Source organism: Candidatus Soleaferrea massiliensis AP7, from assembly GCF_000820765.1.
Classification (GTDB): Bacteria; Bacillota; Clostridia; order Oscillospirales; family Ruminococcaceae; genus Soleaferrea; species Soleaferrea massiliensis.
This window is the reverse complement of record NZ_CCYH01000016.1, coordinates 107,870-128,294: the sequence shown is the minus strand read 5'-3', so window position 1 is coordinate 128,294 and position 20,425 is coordinate 107,870. Positions and strand designations below refer to the sequence as shown.

The window sequence follows — 20,425 nt, the reverse complement described above, 5'->3', positions numbered from 1 at the left end:
CTTCTTCTTGTGCCATCATAATCACCGTTGCCTGCTTTTCAGGCTGTATGGATCATTATAACACAAAATGAACGATTTGTCCGTATTTATCCATCAAATATCCATATATTTTGTCATTTTTTCTGTTATTGCTGTTTTGGATATCCAATAAAATGATGAACTGCGGGCAAGTCAAGGAAGACCGGGTTAAAATAAGCAAGGCGGCGGGTATTTTACCCGCCGCCTTACCGTTATGATGTATTATGGTGTTAGAAAAAGGGGAAGATCGAATTATTTGGAACGGATTCTCTTTCTCTGGGTTACGACAACTGCGCCAGCCGAAGCTACAATCAGAAGCAGGATTGCCAGAGAACCGTTGTCGCCGGTATTGACATTCTTCTTCTTGCTGTTTGCGGCGGTGCTGCCGGTGGAGGCATTTCCAGCACCAGCTACGTTGCTGGAAGGCTTCTTGCTGTTGTCAGCAGAGATGCTCGAATTGTCATCCGATTTTCCGTCGTCCGGCTTGTTGTCATCCGGTTTGCTGTCATCCGGTTTTTCCGGATCCTTGCCCGGATCAGAGATCAGTTCCAGTCCGGCATAAGCATTATTCAGATCCAAATACGCTTTGTCAACTGTTTCCTGTGTAGCATTGTCATTCGTCAGAGCGGTTTCTGCAAAGGCCATTGCGGAACGGAATGCCGCTACGCTGGCAGTGGAATACAACGAGGTGTCGATTCCGTTTACTTCGTCATAAAGCGACTGCAGCATGTCTTTGTTGACCGTGTATCTCATGTTGCGGATCGCGGTGAGCAGCGTGTTGTATGCCTGGTCCACTTCATCCTGGCTTGCAAACATATCTTCCAGAGCTGCCTGGAGCACCTGTTTTGCATTGTCCAGAGCGGCTTCGAATTCCTCGACGCCAGTGTTGTACTTCGTCGTGTCGAGACCCACCGCAAGGGTAATCAGGTTCTCCAGCTTGGAGGTATCCGCCGGTTTTGCGGAGAGGTAGCCGATAGCGTCGACCAGATCGTACCATACGTCTGTGATCTCTTCGACGGTCGAAGAGGTATCGTTGTAAACCGCCCAGGCATTCTTGATTGCGGTGTCGAGGTTTTCACGGATGAACTCATAGGTGCTGTTGTACTCTTCAGAGCCCACCAGCGCTTCGGCTTCGTTGATCATGTCAAGCAGGACGGATCTCCAGCTCGGGCCTGCGCCGATGTCTGTTACCGTGGTGAAATCGGAATCGTGGCTGTAGGTGTACTCTGCCAGACCGATATCCCAGCGTGCGGTTCTGTAGTAGATGTTTTTGCTCATCAGGTTGAGGATGTTCGTGACCGCTCTCTGGAACTCGCCCATGGTCAGCTGTCCGTTTACGATCGGACGCAGGATACCGGTTGTATCAGCGTCAGCTTCCGCTACGGTGAAGAGGTACTTGTCGCCATCCTTGGTGTAGTAGCTGAGTTCGCCGTTGGCATTGTCCTTGCGGTAAACAACGCTGCTGTCATAGACGCCCGCTTCCGGAGCGCCGGAGTTGCCGTTTCTGTTGATGGAGTTGCCGTAAGACATCCAGATGTCGTGTCCTGCACGGAGCATCAGAGCGTTTCCGGTGAGTCCGCCGAAGTTTGCGCCGGCGTCCTTGCCTGCGCCCCAGTCACTCATGAACATGCCGGTGAAGCCCCACTCATCGCGGGCAATCGTCTGGCACAAGTCGAAGTTGGAGCACGCATAGCTGCCGTTGATCCTGTTGTAGGAAGTCATGATGCAGTATGGGTTCGCCGTCTTAACAGCGATTTCAAAGCCCTTGAGGTAGATTTCGCGGAGAGCACGCTCGGAAACCTGGGAGTTGCCGCCCATACGGCTTGTTTCCTGCTGGTTCGCGGCGAAATGCTTGAGTGTAACCGCCTGGCCCGCGGACTGTACGCCCTTTGTCTCAGCCGCTGCGGTCTGTCCGCAGAGCAGAGGATCTTCGGTGTAGTACTCGAAGTTACGTCCGCACAGCGGGTCGCGGTGGATGTTCATACCAGGAGCAAGCCATACGTCGCAGTTATTGATAACGCCTTCCAGGCCGATTTCATAGCCGAGCTTTTCTCCCATTTCCGGATTCCACATCGAAGCGCGCAGGGTGCCGGACTGGAACCAGGTATTGCCGTCTTCTCCAGGATTCTGGGTGGTGCGCATGCCTGCCGGTCCGTCGATGGTAGCCAGGCAAGGAATGCCGTATTTCTCCAGAGCGGAGGTGTCAGTGCCTCTGGTACCGAACCAGCCGGCGCTTCCAACGGTTGTCAGGGTGTGGTAGTATGTCACGCAGATCTGTGCAGGGGTCGGGTTCGGATATTTCGCAAGCAGCGTTTCGCGCTGTTCGTCAGTCAAATCTTCCAAAGTCTTGTTGGTACCCATGGTGGTGCTGTTTCCAACGATCTGTACCAGTTCAGACATCGGGATCTGGGCCATATAATCGCCCCAATTGTAAGCGCCTGTTTCAGGATCCTTACCTTCCTTCAGGACATCCACATACTGGACTCCCTTGTCTTCGCCGGTAAGCTCCACCCACGGCAGATCGGTGTCGCGTCTTTCCTGTACGCGGGCTTCACGCGCTTCGTCGCCTTCGATATACGGAGCCTGCTGGTCAATGTTTGCTGTGAAGGTGCCGTCTTCGTTCTGGTCAGGGGTCAGTCTGTTGAACGGAGTGCCCTGATTGTTGGCAACCGGTGTCATGGCTTCGGTGCATTCCTCGGTTACTTTCAGTTCCGGCACATTGTATGTGGTTACCTTATCGACATTCTTGACAGAATTGCCGACATAGATGTCATAGTTTCCAGCTTCCAGGACATAGCAGCTCTTATTGCCGGTCAAACCAGCGTCGTCATAAGAAGCCATGTTGTTTGTCTTAAAGGAAATCTCGAGTCTCTGGCTTTCACCAGGTGCGAGATCCTTCGTTTTGGCGTAAGCGCCCATCACTTTGGCAGCTTTTCCAAGAACGCCCTGCGGTGCGGAGTAGTAAACCTGCACAACTTCTTTACCGGAATAGGTTTTACCGGTGTTGGTAACCTTTACGGTAACGGTGACATTGTCCGCGTCCGCTTTGGTTTCGAGCGTCTGAATGTCAAAAGAAGTGTAGGACAGGCCGAAACCAAACTCATACAGGACTCTGTCCGGTGCGAAGGTTTCAAAGTAACGGTATCCGACATAGATGTCCTCGGCATAGACCGGGTTCTGGACGCCTGTGCCGAAGGTGGAGCCTTCGATTGCCCTTGCCGGATAATCGGAGAGCGATTTCGCCCAGGTGTCAACCAGTTTACCGGACGGATTCACGTCGCCTGCCAGAATCTGGCCCAGCGCGATCATGCCGTAGCTTCCCGGTGTATACGGGCAGATGATGCCTTTGATCTGCGGATAATTTTCCGTCCAGCTCAAATCTGTAACGCCGACAACGTTCATGATGACAACGACGTTGTCAAACTCTTCGCAGATCAGATCGAAGTTGTTCTGTTCCACTGTGGTGAGCTCGTAGTTCGTAGCGGCTCTGGTGGTATTGGCGCTGGAACCGCCGGCTGTCGCTTCCTTATTGGTCGCGTTGCGGTCGGAGCCTTCCGAAGAGCCCCTGCGCAGAACATAAAGCGCGGTGTCCGATTTGGAGCTTTCCTTCGACGCAGCCACCTGCTCGGCCGTTAACGCAACCTCATTCGCGAAGTTTCTGCTGCTGCCGCCGTTGTACCAGTCCGGGTCTCCGTCTTCTTTATAAATACGGAGCGTTGTGTCGTCGTATTTAAGGCCTGCATCCCTCATACCCTCGAGGACGCTCTCATGGACGCTCGTCGACGCGATGTTCATATCGCCGGAGCCGCCGCCGCCCGGAACATGGGTGATACAGCCCTGTCCGAATACCGGATAGGTCGGATCCTTGCTGAGCGGGAGGACATTGTCCTCATTTTTGATCAGCGTGATGCCTTCGGCCGCAGCTTCAATGGCTACAGCTTTCGCGTTTCCGTCCGGATGCAGGTTTCCTGCAAAAACAGGGAGTGTTGGCAGTACGAGTGCTGCACTTAAAGCACAAGCCAGTACCGATTTCATTGCTCTTGACATTTTTTTACTCATTTTCCTAAGTTCCCTCCTTAATAAGATAAACGATACGCTTGAGAGTTTTGGTAACCGATTTTTTTGTTTTCCAAGATTTCGTTACCACTTCCTTTTCTCTTTCCATGGTTTTCAGGTGTACTTCCGTTACGATTCTTTCTTCCATCATAAAATTTTCACAGGATGAAGGCTTGAAAAATCAAGCAGAGGCAAAATAAAAATATTTTGTGATCATTTTATATTTCAGAAGTAATCGACAAAATGATTATATCAATTTCTTCACAAATAAACAACGAAACGAAATCCCAGCAAGTTGAACCATTTCACCATAAAATGTATTATTTCAAAATGAATTTCCAATTTTATGCTTTCAATGTTGCAATATCAATATCATGGTGAAATATTACATCTGACCGCATGTGCATTTTTTATGTGATTCTATGGATTTTTGTAAAAAAGCATCTTTTTTCTGAGCTGATATGTACTTTTTCACAGCCGTTCATCGGATAGTTTCATAGGTTTGTTCATTTATTCACAAACTATTTGGTCAAAATCAACAAAAACTCTTTTGTTTTTTTGTCACCCCCTTTCTCTTGACTCCGCTGTGCGACACGTTGCGCAAACCGGTTGTTTTGAAAAAATGCACATGCTATAATTGGGCCGTCATCTCTCGAAGGGCGCCGTGGTCGCTGCGGGCCCACATTTATTCATTTTGAGATGAGATTTGCTATAACTTTTGACCGAAAGGGGGCCGGGCTTACATATTGATCTGTAAACCAACAACCATCTTGTAAAGGAGCGTATGAAAAAATGAATGCAAAGAAGAAACTTTCAAAAAGGATTCTCTGCGCGGTGATGGCTTCGGCTATGGTATTTTCGATGTTCACCTGTCTGCCGGCCTCCGCTTCGGAACTGAGCGACTACATCCACAACGACGGCTACGGAAACCTGACGGCGGATTTCCCGGAGGAATATCCCTCGGACTTTCTGGTCATTGAATCGGACACCGTGATCGAGCAGAAGATCGACGCGCTGATGAAGACACTGACCGACGAAGAGAAGTTCGAAATGCTCAGCGCAGACGGCATCATGGGCTGGGACACCTCGGCCATGGATATTGAGCGGCCATACGGAACCGGCTACTGGAAAGGCGTTGCAAGACTCGGCATTCCGGTTATCCGCATGTACGACGGCCCGATGGGCGTCAAAGGAAACGCCGGCTACGAGACGACCCGTCCTTCGAGCGAAATCTCCGTCGCAAGCTCGTTCGACAATGAACTCGCCTATGAATACGGCGTCCTGTACGGCGCGGAAAACAAGGCGAACTCCGGCAACAACCAGCTCGGCGACCAGAACGACATCGTCCGCCAGCTGTCCACCAGCCGCGCAAGGGATATGTTCGGCGAGGACTGGTACCTGTCCGGCAAAATCTCCTCAGCTGTGACGCAGGGCATGCAGTCTGAAAACACCATGGCGACCCTGAAGCACTTCGGCGGCATCGGCAACGTCGATGAGCAGACACTGTATGAAAACTACCTCTCCAGCACCGAGATGGCCATCAAAGAAGGCGGCGCTTCCGCCATTATGACCAACTACGGCAACGTCAACGGCGTCAGCGCCTGCGCCGACACCTACCTGCTGCGCACCGTTCTGCGGGAGCTGTGGGGCTATGACGGCCTGGTCATGACCGACTGGGGCGGCAACTATGAATTCACGGTCGACAACGGCGTCACCATGGAAACCCCGAACGGCACGCACAACAATGCGGACGCCATCAAAAAGAACCTCGAAGACGGCACCATTACGATGGACGACGTCAACACAGCCGTCCGCGCAAATCTGCGCGCACTGGGTGAAGTCGGCTATCTGTACATGGTTCAGGTCAGCCGCGACGGCACCGCAGCAGCGGATGTAAACCCGCCGGACACCATCGAGCTGCCGGACGTTCTGGTCGGTGAGGCCAGAGAGGCACTGCTCAACAAGAACAATGAAAAAGCGATCGAGCTCGCTGAGAAGGGCGCCGTCCTCGTCAAGAACGAAAACGAGACTCTCCCGCTCTCTTCGAATGAAAACATCGCAATGATCGGTCTCGGCTCCACCCATCTGGTTGCCGGCCATATGCATGAGTGCTCCTTCGGCTCCCTGAGAGGACTCTCGGTCAGCCCGTATGACGCGCTCAGCGAAATCTTCTCGGATGCAAACGTCAAATCCTACGTCGCACAGGATATCGTCGGCGAAGCGGTACCGTCCGATGTCCTCTATCAGGATGCCGACACGACCGAACAGGGCGTAATCCGCACCGGAACAGACGGCTACGGCGCTGAAAACAACGGCGTGGACGCAAACATCAACTTTGTCACCAACTCCTTAGACTATGTCAACGCCGAGGACGGCAATGCATTCCCGTATGGTGAACAGGGTGCGAACTACACCTGGACCACCTACCTGAAGGCTCCGGAATCCGGCACCTACACGCTGGATGTGCAGGCAATCGCGGCGCCGAGCATCAGCGCAACCATTGAAATCGACGGCGAAGAAAAGAACGTCAGCAGCGCAGGCGGTTCTTTGGAAATCGGCACCTACGCCAGCACCAACATCGTTTCCACCGATACCGGACTTGACATCCCGAAAGCCGGCGGCGGTGGCGGCGGCTTCCCAGGCGGCTCCAGCAAACCTTCTGCAAGCAATTCCTTTACACTGGAAGCAGGTAAAACCTATAAAATCACAGTCAGTGCAAACGGCAATTATGCAGAGAACTACAGCTATCAGGCAGGCATCAAGGACATGCAGGTCCGTCTCGCCTGGATCACCCCGTCCCAGAAAGAAAACAACTACAATGACGCCATCGCGGCAGCAGGCGCCGAAGGCACCTCTGTTGTACTGTTCGCACATTCCACCGAATCGCTGACACTGGACAGCGACCAGACCCAGCTTCTGAACGAATCCATCGCGGCAGCAAAGGCAGCCGGCAACAAGGTCACCCTCGTGCTGAACACCGCGCTTCCGGTTGACATCTCCGCATGGGTGGACGACGTTGACGCAATCCTGGAAATGTGGCTCCCGGGTCAGGGCGGCGGCACTGCAGTCGCAAACCTGCTCTCCGGCAAAACCAATCCGTCCGGTAAGCTCTCCGTCACCTGGCCGAACGACTTCAGCGCGGACCAGAGCGAAATCGCCACCAACGGCAGAGGAAATGTCGGCGCATCCACCGGCCCGTTCGTCACCAAGAGCGAAATCAAGGAAGGTATCTTCAACGGCTACAAATGGTACGACGCAGCGGACAAGCAGGATAAAGTCCTGTACGACTTCGGCTACGGTCTCTCCTACACCGACTTCGACTATGAGCTGGTCGGCGTAGAACCGTCCACCACAGGCGTGGATGAATACGGCTACGACTTCAAGGTCAAGGTCACCAACAACGGCACAGCCAGCGGCTCCGACGCTCCGCAGATCTATATCGGCGCGGCAGATCTTGAAAACGGCGTATACAGCCCATACGATGTCAGCGACAGCTGGAGATATTCCTTCAGCGACGGCGCAGACGAAACCAATGTCCTCGAGGCGGATTACTTCCCGCTGATCGACGGCGTACAGCAGGCGAAATACCAGCTGGTAGGCTATGAGCGCACCGGCATCCTGGATGCTGGCGAGAGCGAAACCGTCACCATTCATGTCAGCCAGCGCGCGCTGTCCTACTGGAATGTCGATCTGGACGAATACTATGTCCGTTCCGACGGAACCAAAGACAAATACACCGTCATCGAAGGCGACCGCAATTTCTACGTCGGCAAATCCTCCGATAATTTCGTTGAGACCAAGGTTGTCAACGTCAGCAAAGAGGGCGGCGAAGAGCCTGATCCGGATACACAGGTCAACAAAAAGCTTCTCGAAAGCGCCATCAACTATGCAAAGGACCGCCAGAAAGACGCTGATTACAAGTATGTGATCGAAGATGTCAGAAAGGGCTTCGAAGCCTCCCTGGCAGCCGCTGAGACGGTATATGCAGACAAGAACGCCACCAAGGAAGAAGTCTTCGACGCCTGGACCGATCTGGTCAAATGGATTCATGGACTGGGCCTGCAGAGCGGGGACAAGACCCTCCTTCTGGATGCCATCACGGCAGCGGGCACCTACAACCTCGACAACTATGTGGAAAACGGCAAACAGGAATTCAAAGATGCTCTGTCCGCCGCGCAGGAACTCTATGAAGAGGACTTCGCAACGCAGACCGAGATCGACGACGCTACCGATCGTCTGATGAACGCCATCCTGGAGCTGCGGCTCAAGGCCAACAAATCCAACCTGGATGCACTGCTCAAACAGGCGAAATCCAAGGATCTGAGTCTCTACACCGCAGCCAGCGTACAGATGCTGCGGACCGCCATCGCAGATGCGGAAGATGTAATGGCCGCAGACCTGAGCGTGGACGATCAGAGCAAGGTCGCCGTACAGGAAATCGAACTGCAGAAGGCGCTGAACAATCTGGAATTGATCTCCGACAACGGCGGCGACGATTCTAACACGAGCAAGGATCCGGTAAATCCGGACGACAGCAAGCCGGACGACAATCAGACAGACAACTCCAGCAAGAAACCGTCCAGCAACGTGGCCGGCACCGGCGATGTCTCTACCGGCAGCACCGCGGCAGGCAACAAGAAAAAGAACGTCAACACCGGCGACACAACGCCGATCGCAGCCGTTCTGTCGCTTATCGCAGTCGGCGGCCTCACGGCAGTTCTCGCGAAGAAACGCAGAAAAGAACAGTAAACTTTGATTTGTTTCCTCTTTCTCTTTTTTAGAATCCTTTCATAAAAAGAGCCGGTCCGCATTCTGCGGCCGGCTCTTTCTGCGTCATGCGGCATGGGGATTCTTTCAAATAAAAAAACAACCTCACATAATAGCGGCAAAGGACAACGCCGGCACCGGGGACATGATGTCGACCGCGGTTGTTCTGTCGCCTGCCGCAGTCGGCAGTCTCACAGCGATTCTCACAAACAAACACTGAAAAAACGATAGACTAACATTTGTTCCCTCTTTTTCTTTTTAGAACCCTTTCATAAAAAGAGCCGGTCCGCATTCTGCGGCCGGCTCTTTCTGCACCATGCGGCACAGGGATTCTCTGCAAATAAAAAAACCAACCTTACAAAACCGCGGCAAAAGGACGCGGAAAATTCATTCCTTTGGTCGCTCGACTTTATAATTCTTCTGCTCAGACCATATACAGAGAGCTGAACATTTCAAATCGAAACCGCTGTTTCTTACTTTTATAAAAAACACTGATCTCTGCTGTAACTGGATATGCACCTGCTTTAATACCGCGGAAAAACACTTTTTTCCTAACACAATGATAAAAAAAGTCCTGGATACTCTACTGAGAGCATCGCGGCTATAAAATTTTCCTGTCACATTCGGTCTTAACTTGACAACTGTTTCCTTTATATAGTAAGATAAGCTTAATGAATTTTGGGAGCGGTTAGTATGAAGATAGCAGTCTGCGATGATGAAAAGAGAATTCTTGCCTACATTGCCGACAGGGTCAAAGAATCCTTCGACCAGCAGAAGATGGCGGTGACCATCGACACGTTCGGGAACAGCGCCGAATTTGTCACAAAGCTGGAGACCGATTTTTATGACGCTGTCTTTCTCGACATCGATATGCCGCAGGTCAGCGGCTTCGACATCAGCCGGTACCTTTGCCGTTCCACACATGAATGCCTCATCATCTTTGTCTCGAATAAGGAGGACACCGTCTACGAATCGTTCCAGTTCCAGCCGTTCCGCTTCATTCGCAAAAGCTGCTTCGAACAGGAAATCGATGAAACGGTTCGGGCTTTGGCGACCGAGCTGTGCAGCTCGAAGGATCATATCGTGCTCTCCAATGGAAATTATCAGCTGCGCATCGCGCCAAGCCGGATTAAATACATCGAATGCAACAACAAGACGCTGAAAATCGTATCCCCAACGGATACCACCGAGCTGCGCTACCGCATGATGGACATCGAGGAAAAGCTGCAGGGCTACGGATTTATCCGAATTCACAAGGGGTATCTTGTAAACTACCGGTATATCAACCGCATCAAAAACATCGGCAACAACTACGAGATCGTATTGGAATCCGGAGAATGCCTGCCGGTCAGCCGGAAACGGGCGGCTCAGGTATTTGAGGAGTTTGGGAGGCTGATCTGAATATGTTTTCCGATATCATTGTGTTCCTGTCCTTCATCGCCGAAACCGGCGCGGCCGCATACATCCTGCAGAAGCTTTACCAGCCCAGGGAACAGATCCGTTTTGTTCGTGTCTGGATGTCCGTTTTCTGCCTGGCCGAATCGGTTCTGCTCATGATCAACCATCGATTCAACACCTGGAACAGCTTTTGGGGATATCTTGGCATCCTCTTTGTTTCGACCGTCCTGCTGAGCGTCCTGTTCCTGCAGGACCGGCTCCCCTACAAGCTGACCGCCATCACCGTCTACCTGTGCTCGCTGGTCTCCATCCAGCGCATCACCGAAACCTCCCTGAACCTGATCACCGATTCCCTTGGCATCGAAAGCAACAGCTCGGCCACCTTCATCCTGTCCAAATCCCTGCTGGTGCTGTGCGCTTACCTGATGTCAAAATACCGGATGAAGAGCTGTTATGACCTGCCGTTTTCTTACCTGAGCATCCTGATCATCGTTCCGGTGCTGAACTTTTCTTCCGTCTTCCTGTTTCTGCGTGTATCCGTACCGGAAAAAATCCTGCTGATGTTTTTTGCAAGCACTCTGGTCATCAACCTGCTATTGTATGTGATCTTTGCAAAAATTGTAAATGATTATGAGGACAAGATCCGTTTTTATCTGAATACGCAATATCTGCAGCTTCAAATGCAGGATTACAAGGAAAGCAAGCGGTCCTTTGACACGCTGAAATCCATCCGGCATGATTTTAAAAACCAGCTTCTCTGTATGCGTGTCCTGCTTGAAAAGGAACAGTATGACGAGCTGCGCAACTACTTCGATGATCTGGCCGGCGAAGCGTCGCCGTTCCTCACGCAGATACGGACCGGCAACCCGGCGATCGACGCGGTGCTCAACAACAAAAGCGCTCTGGCGCATGCGAAGAAAATCCCGATGCAGCTGCAGCTTTCCGCACTGCCTGAGATCCATGTCCGCAATCTGGATCTATGCGCGATTCTTTCCAATCTTCTGGACAACGCAATTGAAGCGTCGGCTAACATAAAGGAACCGAATATCAAGGTTAAAATCGCATCGTTTCAGCAGTGCCTGCAGATAGCCGTGTCCAACGAAGCGGCTCAGGACGTCCTGCAGAACAATCCCAAGCTGGAAACAACCAAATTAGATAAGGACAGTCATGGACTGGGCATCTCGATCATCCAGAACATTGTAAAGCAGTATGACGGCAGCATCAGTTTCACGGCTGAGGAAGGCCGCTTCCATGTCAATGTGCTGATCAACAACCGCATGAACCCCGTCACAGCCAATACGCACACCAAAGCCTGATATTGGGACGGTTGTTTTTATATTGGACACCACTGTGTCCAATCGATAAATCGTACCCGGGCATTTTCGAACGGGGAAAACCGACGTAGGGCATGCTGGTTGACAGCGTATCTGCGGCCAAAACCATCCAGCCCAGATTTCAGCAGATCGACTGAGCAGACATATAAAAACAGACCGGCGCACCTGTTGGTGCGCCGGTCTGTTTTAGAGAATAAGACTATTGAAATTTAACCGGAGTTCCGCCAGCCTGGTAGGTCTGGCCCAGCTCTTCAACAAAATATTGCAGGACTTTAACGGTGTCGTCTACCTTCTGCTGGGTTGCATCGGGAGATTCCAGCACCCAAGCATAGTCAGCCATGACGGCTACAAAGTTTTCATACCGGATATCCCTGTGCTTCCAAGTGGGATCAACATAGGATACACTGTCAATCCGGCTGGCATAGTCCACAATGTCCTGGAGCGCCTGCCGGTCAATCGCCGGGACCAGTCCGTCCATCGCGCTGCGCAGGGCCTGGACGGCCTCTGCTGCCTGTTGCGCGGTAGCCGTCTCGTTTTCCAGCACCTCGCGGGCCTGCTGCCTGCTTTGGGTAAACGCCGCAAGGCTCTCCTCTGTATAATCGGATTCCCGTTTGCTCTCCGCTTCCAGAAGAACCTGCTCCAATTCGGATTTGTCCAGAACGGTCAGGAACTTCGCATCGGCCCAGTCGCCATGATCGCTTCCGTTGCCGTTGCCCGCGGCGGTCACCACCAGCTTGAGCGTGGACGCGCCGTTCAGGTTGACCGAAACGAACTTCTGCGGGGTGTTGGATTTCATCAGCCCGCTGTCATACCGTTTGACACCGTCGACATAGACCTCGAAGGTGATCGAGGAAACGCCCGAGTTTTTCATCGCGCCGTCGACGCCGATGTAGCTTTCGAACGCATAGAAGCCCTTGCCGGTCAAATCATAGGTGATCTGGGAATACGCGTGGGTGCCGATGCCCTTTTCGTAGGTCTTCCAGCTGCCGTCGCCCGCATTCAGGCGCAGGGCGTTTCCGGAAACCGCTTTGTCCTTTCCGATCGAGCCCCAGCCGATGGAGGCCTGCTGCCAGCTGACGTCGCTTGCATACACCGCCGCGTTGGTGACCGCAACCGTTCTGGTTTCCACCGTGGTGTTGCCGTCCGAATCGGTGACGCTGTAACGCACGTCATAGACGCCGGGCTGCTCGGATGTGAAATCGGTGCTCATCTCAACCGAACCGGTCAGGTCGCCGTCCTCGATGTCATACGCAGTGACGCCGGACATCAGGTCGACCGATCCGCCGACCCTGCAGCTCTGATAGGACAGTCCGCTGATGGTCGGGCGCGCGTCGTCGTTGATCAGCTTTGCGTCGGCCCAGTCGGCATGGTCGCTTCCATTGCCGTTGCCGCCGTCGGTGACGACCAGTTTGAGTTCTTTCGCGTCCTTGACGTTCATGCTGACAAATTTGGCCGGCGTGTCCTTCTTCATGACGCCGCTTTCATACTGCTTGACGCCGTCGACATAGACTTCGAAGGTCAGCGAGGACGCATTTGCCGAACGCATCGCGCCGTCAACGCCGACATAGGCCTCAAAGGTCTGCGCGCCTGACTTCGAGATGTCGTACACAATCGTGGAATTCGCGTGTGTGCCGATGCCCTTGGTAAAGGTCTGCTCCCCTTTTTCGCTGAGCAGCGAGATGGCCTTCTGGGTTACGCTCTTGTCCTTGCGGATCGATCCCCAGCCGGTCTGCGCGGATTTCCAGTTCATATCGCTGAGATAGGTGCTGTCGCTCACAACCCGGACCGGCAGCTTGAGCGTGCTCTCGTTTCCGAATGTGTCGGCTACGCGGTAGGCAACCTCATAGGTTCCCTTTTCGCTTGTGTTGACATTGTCCGCTTCCACCACGACACGGTCGGTGATGCTCACGCCCGCCGCATCTTTAGCCGTGATGAAGCGCATCGGGTCAAAGTCCGCGCGCAGCGAGACAACCGGGTCTCCTGTGGTCATCAGCGCCGGTTCGCTGGAATTCTTCTGTACACCTTCGCTCATTTGGGACGCGCCGAGCTTGCGGTCATAGGCGATGGCCGCATAGGTGTATACGGTGTTCGCCTCGGTATTTTTGTCCACATAGGTGTCGGAATAGGTCACGCCGATCTTCTCGCCGTTCCGGTAGATTTCGTAGCACAGGACCGCGTTGTCCGGCTCGTCAATCGAGAGGTTCAGCCGGATTTCGCCGCTTCCGGCAGTCGTGACAACCGGCTTTGCATCCGGGTTGGAGAAGGCCGCAGCATCGTCTGCTATGTATTTATTGTTGACATAGTAGGTCTTCTTGCCGTCCTTCGGCAGATCGGCAACCAGGCTTTTAGCCTTTTCGCCGATCGGCAGGCAGTAATACTCAAAATGTCCGGTCAGGTCATAGCCCGCCGCCTTGCTCATGGTGACTGCCATTCTCTCATATTTGTTGAGGCCGCCCAGCATGCCTGTCGTATCGCGGCGCGCGATCTTCTGCGCCTGTCCGTAGAGGGTTTCGCGTCCGTAGACCAGCTCGAGCTGGTTGACAACGGCAAGGTAGGTCCAGATGTTCTTTGCATCCCTGGTGGAACGGTCCGCGATATTGTGGAACGGCTCAATATTGTTCTTCCAGAGCTGTCCGGTTACCAGACGGTTGTTCGGGATGTATTTATCCTGCATCATCAGGGAATACAGGTTGTTGGTGGATTCGCTGACGCCCAGCGGCGCGGAGTCATAGGAATGTCCGATTTCATGGAACAGTGCCCATCCGCCGGAGGTGATGGTGTTGTAGGAAACGATGCTGGAGAAGAAATTGTTGTCGCGCTTCTGGCTGTTTCCGCCGTTGAAGCCGTTATAGCCGGTATCCGCCCAGCCGAACGGACCCTGGCAGAAGACGCGGCAGTTGAACTTGATGCGCGGCATATAGTCATCCGATGTGGGATCCTCGGTGTCGAAGCCGGAATACTTCGCATAGCTGTAGTACATGTCTTCCCAGATGTCCATCGTATCCGCGATGGTCTTGCCCGGCCTGTTGGTGATGCCGTTCAGGCAGCCCGCCGCGCTTGTCGTGATGGTGCAGTTCTCCGACGCCACCTCGGCGATGTTGTAATAGTAGCCGTTCGGGTTGCCGTCGGCGAAGTCGTTGTCGTTGTAGCTGACATTTTTCAGGTATTCACGCAGTTCATTTTCAAAGTCCTGCGGGTCGGTCTTGCCGTGCACATACAGCGGGAACTTGGTGCCGCCTTCGATCCGGACACGGGGTGCGTACGCCTGATCCTCCGGAAGCGCCGGGTTGTAGATATAGATGGCCGCAGGGTTCATCTTGTCTATGGTCTGCGCCGTGATGACATTGAGCCCCGGCTTCAGCGTAAACCAGCGGCGCCAGTCGTTCTTGTCCTTCGCAATCTGTCCGAACAGCAGCTTCGGCATCACGCTGTTCTGGTCGGCATCGACATAGACATAGATGGTTTCGCCCGGCGTGACGTAGTAGCCGGTGGAATCGTAGGAATACATCGTCCAGGAGATCTTCGACCGGTTCTTCTCCTTGTCGAAGTTGCCGCGCTGAGATGCGGTGAACACCCGGCTGTCAAACGCACCGGGGTTTTCCAGCAGCTCGTACGCGGCGTTTAAGAACCGCTCATACTTTGCCTTGTCCGGATGGACCTTAGCAAGCTGCGCCAGCCTGTCAAGCTTTGCGGCATCTCTGTACTCCTCCGAAAGGGCGGAATAGGTCTTGTCGGTGAACACATCGTCGATGCGCTCGGCCAGCTCGTCATACCGGTAGAAGGAAAGCTCCGCCATGCTTGCCCAGTTGCCTTGGGCGCGCACAAATTCGAAGCGCACCCTGCGCACCTCGGTCGGCTCCACCTGAATCGAAACCTCACTGCCCGAGGCGGAAGCATAGGTACCGTGCCTGAGCAGTTTGAAATTCTCGCCGCTCTCACTGGTGCTGTAATAGATGTTGTATTCAAGCGGGAAGCCCTTTGGACGGCCGCCGTCCTGACGCACCAGGTATTTCAGCGTGGCAATTTCATACAGGCCGTCGAACGTCACGGTCACGGCATTGTTGAAAGATGCGTTATTCGGTTTATTGGTCTCCCAATGGGTGGACCTGCTGCCGTCAATCGCGTTGGCGATGACGCTGCCGCCGTAGTGGCCGGCGTTGTTCGTGATAGAGGTGATCGCCTCTCTTGGAATTTTGAAAACCGAGTCATACGTAACCGGCTGTGCGGTTTCGCCTACTGTTGTGGTAGTGTTTTCCGTCTGAGGAGTCGCTCCCAGCGCGGCGGCCGGCAGCTGGGTCAGCAGAACGCCCACGGTGAGCAGGGCCGCTGCCGACTTCTGATAAAATCTCTTTTTGTTCATGTTCCTCTTCCTTTCATGATCCTGATGGAAGGAATGCAAAGATGAGGGGCACTCCCTTTAGCTGGTTTTCTGCAAAATAAAAACCGTCCCCATAACGCATAGAATGCGGGCGGACGGCAGGTAATCCAAACGCACAGACTCCCCTTTCGGCTCTGTGGCTTCAATTGCAACCGGCTGTCATACCCTTACGGCTGTAGACCCTATGGCTTTGCGTCCTTACCTTTCAGTAAGTTTGCCCATTATTCAATTGGGGGAACCACGAATTAAACTCGAGTAATTCCGTATGGTTTATACCCATTATAGCATAAAATTTTTCCAGGTCAATCTTTATTTTTATATCCCACCAACTTTGTAGGGATTCACAAATTTTTAGCCGCCTCTTTATCTATTTTTCTGCGTTCTTAAACAGTTTTCTTTCCATCTGTCATCTATATCCTGTACTGATTTTATATTTCATCCTTTACTTCCATGTTTAACCTGGAATATGAACGCTGTGTGCATCAACTGTTTTCATCCTGCCGCTCAATCCTATAAGCGCAGAATTCTGAAACAGAAAGCATCTTTTACCCCGGCAGCAGCATTCTGCAATCTTAATCTGGACATTCAGGCAGGGCCGCCGCCAGCGTTTATCCTGCGTGGTGCAGCGCGTGCATCCAAAAATTATTAGAAATTTTTCTATTTAACGGTTTCAATGCTTCAAATTCCTGCTATACTTTTGATAGCACTTATTTTTGCGCGCCATATGCCGTCAAAAAGCAATGGAAGTATAATATCCGGCTCTAGTTGGGAGCCTTAAGGAAATAAAATAAAAGGAGTCCGCATATATATGAAAAAAACCTTATTGTTGTGTCTTATGACCATCATGACAATCATATCAATGACGGGGTGTTCTATGAATCAGAATCATCAGGCATCCTCCCAGGATGCATCCGACAACAGCACTGTAAGTTCACAGGCTTCTTCCAACGCTCAAGGGTCCGAAAGCTCCGGGCAAACCAGCTCGGAAGACGCAAAGCCGACCGGCGGAGAGGATTTTCAGGATGACGACTGGAGACTCATTCTGGCAAACGCCGATCATCCGCTTCCGGACGGCTTCACCGTGCCGGAGCTCGCCCAGATACAGGGCGGCTATGAGATCGACGCGCGCATCTACGACGCGTTCCAGCAGATGGAAAGCGCGGCGGAAGCCGACGGCGTGGACCTGCTGGTCTGCTCGGCCTACCGCAGCATCGAAAAACAGACCAGCCTGTTTGAAGGAAATGTACAGGAACTGATGGAGGAAGGCTATTCAGAAAGCGAAGCCAGGCGCATCACGGGGCAGTCCTATGCGATTCCCGGCCGCAGCGAGCACAACACCGGCCTTGCCCTTGACATCGTGACGCCGGATTATCAAACGCTGGACGACGGCTACGCCGACACGGCCGCTGGAAAATGGCTCAAAAACAACGCGTACAAATACGGCTTCATCCTGCGCTACCCCAAGGACAAAGAGGATATCACCAAGATCATCTTCGAGCCCTGGCATTACCGTTATGTCGGCAGGGATTATGCCGCTGAGATTCAGCAGAGCGGCCTGTGCCTGGAAGAATTCCTGGATCAAAAATAAAGACGGAAACTGCGGTAGGACGTTATGAAAAGACTCTCAAACACCATTCTCGCGCTGCTTGTCTCCCTTTCGGTCCTGGCTGCGGGCTTCGCCGCCGGCTGGATGGTGCGCGGCAGGATCATTGAACTGGGCAAGACCGCGCAGGCAAAGCTGCTGAGCACCTCCTTCGGCCAGATCCGCTTCGAGGATCTCACAAAGTTCGTGTTTCAGAAGAACGCGTACCAGCTCCTGACCCTCTACGCGAACGCGATCGGCCAGGAAATCGCGGACCTCAAAGGCATCCCGCTGCAGGACGCGCAGGTTTTCCTGACGCTGCTCGACTGCCTGCCCAAGGACATGGAGATCGACGACATCGGCAAGGACGCACCGATCATCACGATGCAGGTATCCTGCTCCGATCCAAGAATCGTGTCGGATTTTGTCGACCGGCTGATGGAGCAGGAGCTCTTTCTTTCCGTAACCTGCTACGAGGACCAGCGGGTGCTGAACACCTATCAAGTCCGTTTGGTATACAACGGGCAGTCTTCGTGATTTTTATATAAAACACACAAAAATCTTCACGTATGTCCCCATGTTTTTTTAACTCTTATTAACAGGAGAGTAACAACAAACCAACCGTTTGGTGTATAATAAGGATGTACTCAAAAGCGTCGCCGCAACGATTTTGATGTACTCTACCCTCCTCAAAAAAACACACCTCAGATTTATAAGCTGATCCGGACTTTTATCCCTTAAAAGTCCGGATTTTTCTGTCCGATTTTCTATGCTGACAATGAAAAAGACGGCGTGAACCCCGTGTTCACGCCGTCTTTTTTATCTTGAAGTCCCAAATTACATCAAAGACTCAATATACTTTACGATATCCCCGACCGTTTTGAGGTTCTCAACCTCTTCATCCGGAATTTCTTTGTCGAATTCCTCTTCGAGAGACATGACAAGGTCCACAAAATCCAGCGAGTCGGCGCCGAGGTCCTCGATGATCTCCGCGTCCATGGTAACCTTATCCTCTTCTACATCCAGCTGGTCGCATAAAACTTCTTTTACCTTTTCAAATACCATAATAAATGGCCTCCTTTATCATTGTTGAATAATCTTATCTGAATATGTCCCTCCAGCCGTCCCGGCGGTCCCGCCGCCGCGTCGGGCCATGATGCAACACATCATAGGCTTTGCCGATCTTACTCGGAAAATACGCCGATTTTTCTGAACTTATTATATCGGTCCTCCAGTAAGATATCAATGTCTTTTTTGTTAAGCTTTGTTAAAGCATATGCAAGATAGCTTGAAATATTCTCCGCGGCCAGATGCGGGTTTTCGTGCGCGCCGCCGGCCGGCTCCGCGATGATCTCCTCGGCGACGCCGAAGCTCACGAGATCCTGCGCCGTGATCTTCAAAAGCTGCGCGGCTTCCTTCTCCTTGGCGGAATCCTTCCACAGGATGTTCGCGCATCCGCGCGGCGAGATGACCGAATAGGTCGCGTTTTCGAGCATGGCAAGCTCATCGCAGACGCCGAGCGCCAGCGCGCCGCCGCTGCCGCCTTCTCCCAGCACGACCGAGAGGATCGGCGTTTTCAGGCGCATCAGCTCGAACAGGTTTTTGGCAATCGCCTCGCCCTGCCCGCGTTCCTCGGCCTCAACGCCGCAGAACGCGCCCGGCGTATCGATGAAGCAGATGACCGGGCGGTGGAATTTTTCGGCCTGTTTCATGAGCCTGAGCGCCTTGCGGTAGCCTTCCGGATGCGCCATCGCAAAGTTGCTCTCCTTGTTCTCGTCGAGGTTCTTTCCCTTGACCTGGCCGACCACCGTGACGGGCCGGCCCTTAAAGACGGCGATGCCGCCGACAATCGCCTTGTCGTCGTGGTAATACCGGTCGCCGTGCATCTCGTAGAACGCGTCGAAGATCATCGGGATGTAGTCCCGGATGGTCGGACGGTTCTTTTCCCGCACAATCTCCATGCGGTTCCATGCGGTCAATGCCATCAGACCACCTCCCTTGCGTGCAGCTTCAGAAGCTCGGCGAGCGTCCTGCGCATCTCTTTACGCTCGACGATCATATCCGCGAAGCCGTGCTCCAGCAGAAATTCCGCCGACTGGAAGTCGTCCGGCAGACGCTGCTTGATCGTGCCCTCGATGACCCGCCTGCCCGCAAAGCCCACCAGCACCTTCGGCTCCGCGATGATGATATCGCCGAGCGACGCGAAGGACGCCGTGACGCCGCCGGTGGTGGGGTCGGTCAGCACCGTGATGTACAGAAGCCCCTTCTCGCTGTGCAGCGAGGCCGCGCCGGAGGTTTTGGCCATCTGCATCAGGGACAGGATGCCCTCCTGCATTCTGGCGCCGCCCGAAGCGGTGAACAGGATGATCGGCAGGTTCTGCCGGGTCGCCCGCTCAAACGCGCGGGTAATCTTTTCGCCGACCACCGATCCCATCGACGCCATCATGAACCGCGAATCCATGATGCCGACGACGGTTTTCCGCCCCATGATCTCACATTCCCCGGTGATGACCGCGTCGTTGAGGCCGGTCAGCTGCTTCAGCTGCGCGACCTTCTCCGCATACTGCGGAAACTGCAGCGGATTCTGAGACTTCATGTGCTTGTCGTACTCGATGAAGCTGCCGTTGTCCGCAAGCATTTCCAGCCGCTCGCGGCAGGAGATGCGCGCGTGGTAGCCGCATTCCGGGCAGACCTTGCTGTTATCCACAAACGCGTCCATGAAGGTGACCTTCTGGCAGCGCGGGCACTTATACAGCAGATCGTCCGGGATATGCACATGGTTCTTATGCTCGTCCTCGGAGGAATCCTCAAGCCGGGTCTTTACCTTTTTAAACAAATCCTCTAGCAATTTTATCATACCACCCATCTATATACAAGACTTATCTGCAATTT

Annotated in this window: 10 protein-coding genes and 1 riboswitch; of the genes, 5 read left to right on the top strand and 5 right to left on the bottom strand. The window is 53.2% G+C overall.

The window, feature by feature from the left end:
- Positions 1 to 270: 270 nt before the first annotated feature.
- Positions 271 to 4,077, bottom strand: coding sequence for a glycoside hydrolase family 3 protein (locus BN348_RS12925; RefSeq protein ID WP_082020762.1), 3,807 nt, complete (start codon positions 4,075 to 4,077; stop codon positions 271 to 273).
- Positions 4,078 to 4,866: 789 nt separating this feature from the next.
- Between BN348_RS12925 and BN348_RS03375 the strand changes: the two genes are divergently transcribed.
- The 3 genes from BN348_RS03375 (at position 4,867) to BN348_RS03365 (ending at position 11,555) form a co-directional block, all read left to right on the top strand.
- Positions 4,867 to 8,823, top strand: a complete 3,957-nt coding sequence (locus tag BN348_RS03375; protein WP_040196180.1) for a beta-glucosidase — start codon at positions 4,867 to 4,869, stop codon at positions 8,821 to 8,823.
- A 711-nt stretch (positions 8,824 to 9,534) separates the two neighbouring features.
- Positions 9,535 to 10,242, top strand: coding sequence for a LytR/AlgR family response regulator transcription factor (locus tag BN348_RS03370; protein ID WP_040196179.1), 708 nt, complete (start codon positions 9,535 to 9,537; stop codon positions 10,240 to 10,242).
- A gap of 2 nt (positions 10,243 to 10,244) precedes the next feature.
- The gene (locus BN348_RS03365; RefSeq protein ID WP_040196178.1) at positions 10,245 to 11,555 is read left to right on the top strand and encodes a sensor histidine kinase; all 1,311 of its coding nucleotides are present in this window, start codon (positions 10,245 to 10,247) and stop codon (positions 11,553 to 11,555) included.
- 217 nt (positions 11,556 to 11,772) lie between these two features.
- On the opposite strand, the gene BN348_RS03360 is transcribed toward BN348_RS03365, so the two are convergent.
- Complete coding sequence (locus tag BN348_RS03360; RefSeq protein ID WP_040196176.1) at positions 11,773 to 15,933, bottom strand: NPCBM/NEW2 domain-containing protein; 4,161 nt, start codon at positions 15,931 to 15,933, stop codon at positions 11,773 to 11,775.
- Positions 15,934 to 16,095: 162 nt separating this feature from the next.
- Positions 16,096 to 16,180: riboswitch (cyclic di-GMP riboswitch) on the bottom strand.
- A 645-nt stretch (positions 16,181 to 16,825) separates the two neighbouring features.
- Here BN348_RS03360 and BN348_RS03355 point away from each other — a divergent pair.
- Together BN348_RS03355 and BN348_RS03350 are read left to right on the top strand one after the other, a co-directional pair.
- Positions 16,826 to 17,539 (top strand): M15 family metallopeptidase, encoded by a 714-nt coding sequence (locus BN348_RS03355; protein WP_052446667.1) that lies wholly within the window; start codon positions 16,826 to 16,828, stop codon positions 17,537 to 17,539.
- 24 nt (positions 17,540 to 17,563) lie between these two features.
- Positions 17,564 to 18,070, top strand: coding sequence for a hypothetical protein (locus BN348_RS03350; RefSeq protein WP_040196173.1), 507 nt, complete (start codon positions 17,564 to 17,566; stop codon positions 18,068 to 18,070).
- Positions 18,071 to 18,370: 300 nt separating this feature from the next.
- Here BN348_RS03350 and acpP read toward each other — a convergent pair whose 3' ends face one another.
- From acpP to accD, 3 genes are all read right to left on the bottom strand, one after another.
- Positions 18,371 to 18,598, bottom strand: coding sequence for an acyl carrier protein (gene acpP / locus BN348_RS03345; RefSeq protein ID WP_040196172.1), 228 nt, complete (start codon positions 18,596 to 18,598; stop codon positions 18,371 to 18,373).
- 119 nt (positions 18,599 to 18,717) lie between these two features.
- On the bottom strand, positions 18,718 to 19,518 hold the full coding sequence (locus BN348_RS03340; RefSeq protein ID WP_040196171.1) for an acetyl-CoA carboxylase carboxyltransferase subunit alpha: 801 nt from the start codon (positions 19,516 to 19,518) through the stop codon (positions 18,718 to 18,720).
- Positions 19,518 to 20,390 (bottom strand): acetyl-CoA carboxylase, carboxyltransferase subunit beta, encoded by an 873-nt coding sequence (gene accD / locus BN348_RS03335; protein WP_156136398.1) that lies wholly within the window; start codon positions 20,388 to 20,390, stop codon positions 19,518 to 19,520. The genes BN348_RS03340 and accD overlap by 1 nt, the downstream gene beginning before the upstream one ends.
- Between the last annotated feature and the right edge of the window lie 35 nt (positions 20,391 to 20,425).

Bases quoted from the DNA above. Each gene is read 5' to 3' on its own strand.
- BN348_RS03370 (WP_040196179.1), top strand. From the start codon at position 9,535: ATGAAGATAGCAGTCTGCGATGATGAAAAGAGAATTCTTGCCTACATT.
- BN348_RS03340 (WP_040196171.1), bottom strand. From the start codon at position 19,518: ATGGCATTGACCGCATGGAACCGCATGGAGATTGTGCGGGAAAAGAAC.
- accD (WP_156136398.1), bottom strand. From the start codon at position 20,390: ATGATAAAATTGCTAGAGGATTTGTTTAAAAAGGTAAAGACCCGGCTT.
- BN348_RS03360 (WP_040196176.1), bottom strand. From the start codon at position 15,933: ATGAACAAAAAGAGATTTTATCAGAAGTCGGCAGCGGCCCTGCTCACC.
- BN348_RS03365 (WP_040196178.1), top strand. From the start codon at position 10,245: ATGTTTTCCGATATCATTGTGTTCCTGTCCTTCATCGCCGAAACCGGC.
- BN348_RS12925 (WP_082020762.1), bottom strand. From the start codon at position 4,077: ATGAGTAAAAAAATGTCAAGAGCAATGAAATCGGTACTGGCTTGTGCT.
- BN348_RS03355 (WP_052446667.1), top strand. From the start codon at position 16,826: ATGAATCAGAATCATCAGGCATCCTCCCAGGATGCATCCGACAACAGC.
- acpP (WP_040196172.1), bottom strand. From the start codon at position 18,598: ATGGTATTTGAAAAGGTAAAAGAAGTTTTATGCGACCAGCTGGATGTA.
- BN348_RS03375 (WP_040196180.1), top strand. From the start codon at position 4,867: ATGAATGCAAAGAAGAAACTTTCAAAAAGGATTCTCTGCGCGGTGATG.
- BN348_RS03350 (WP_040196173.1), top strand. From the start codon at position 17,564: ATGAAAAGACTCTCAAACACCATTCTCGCGCTGCTTGTCTCCCTTTCG.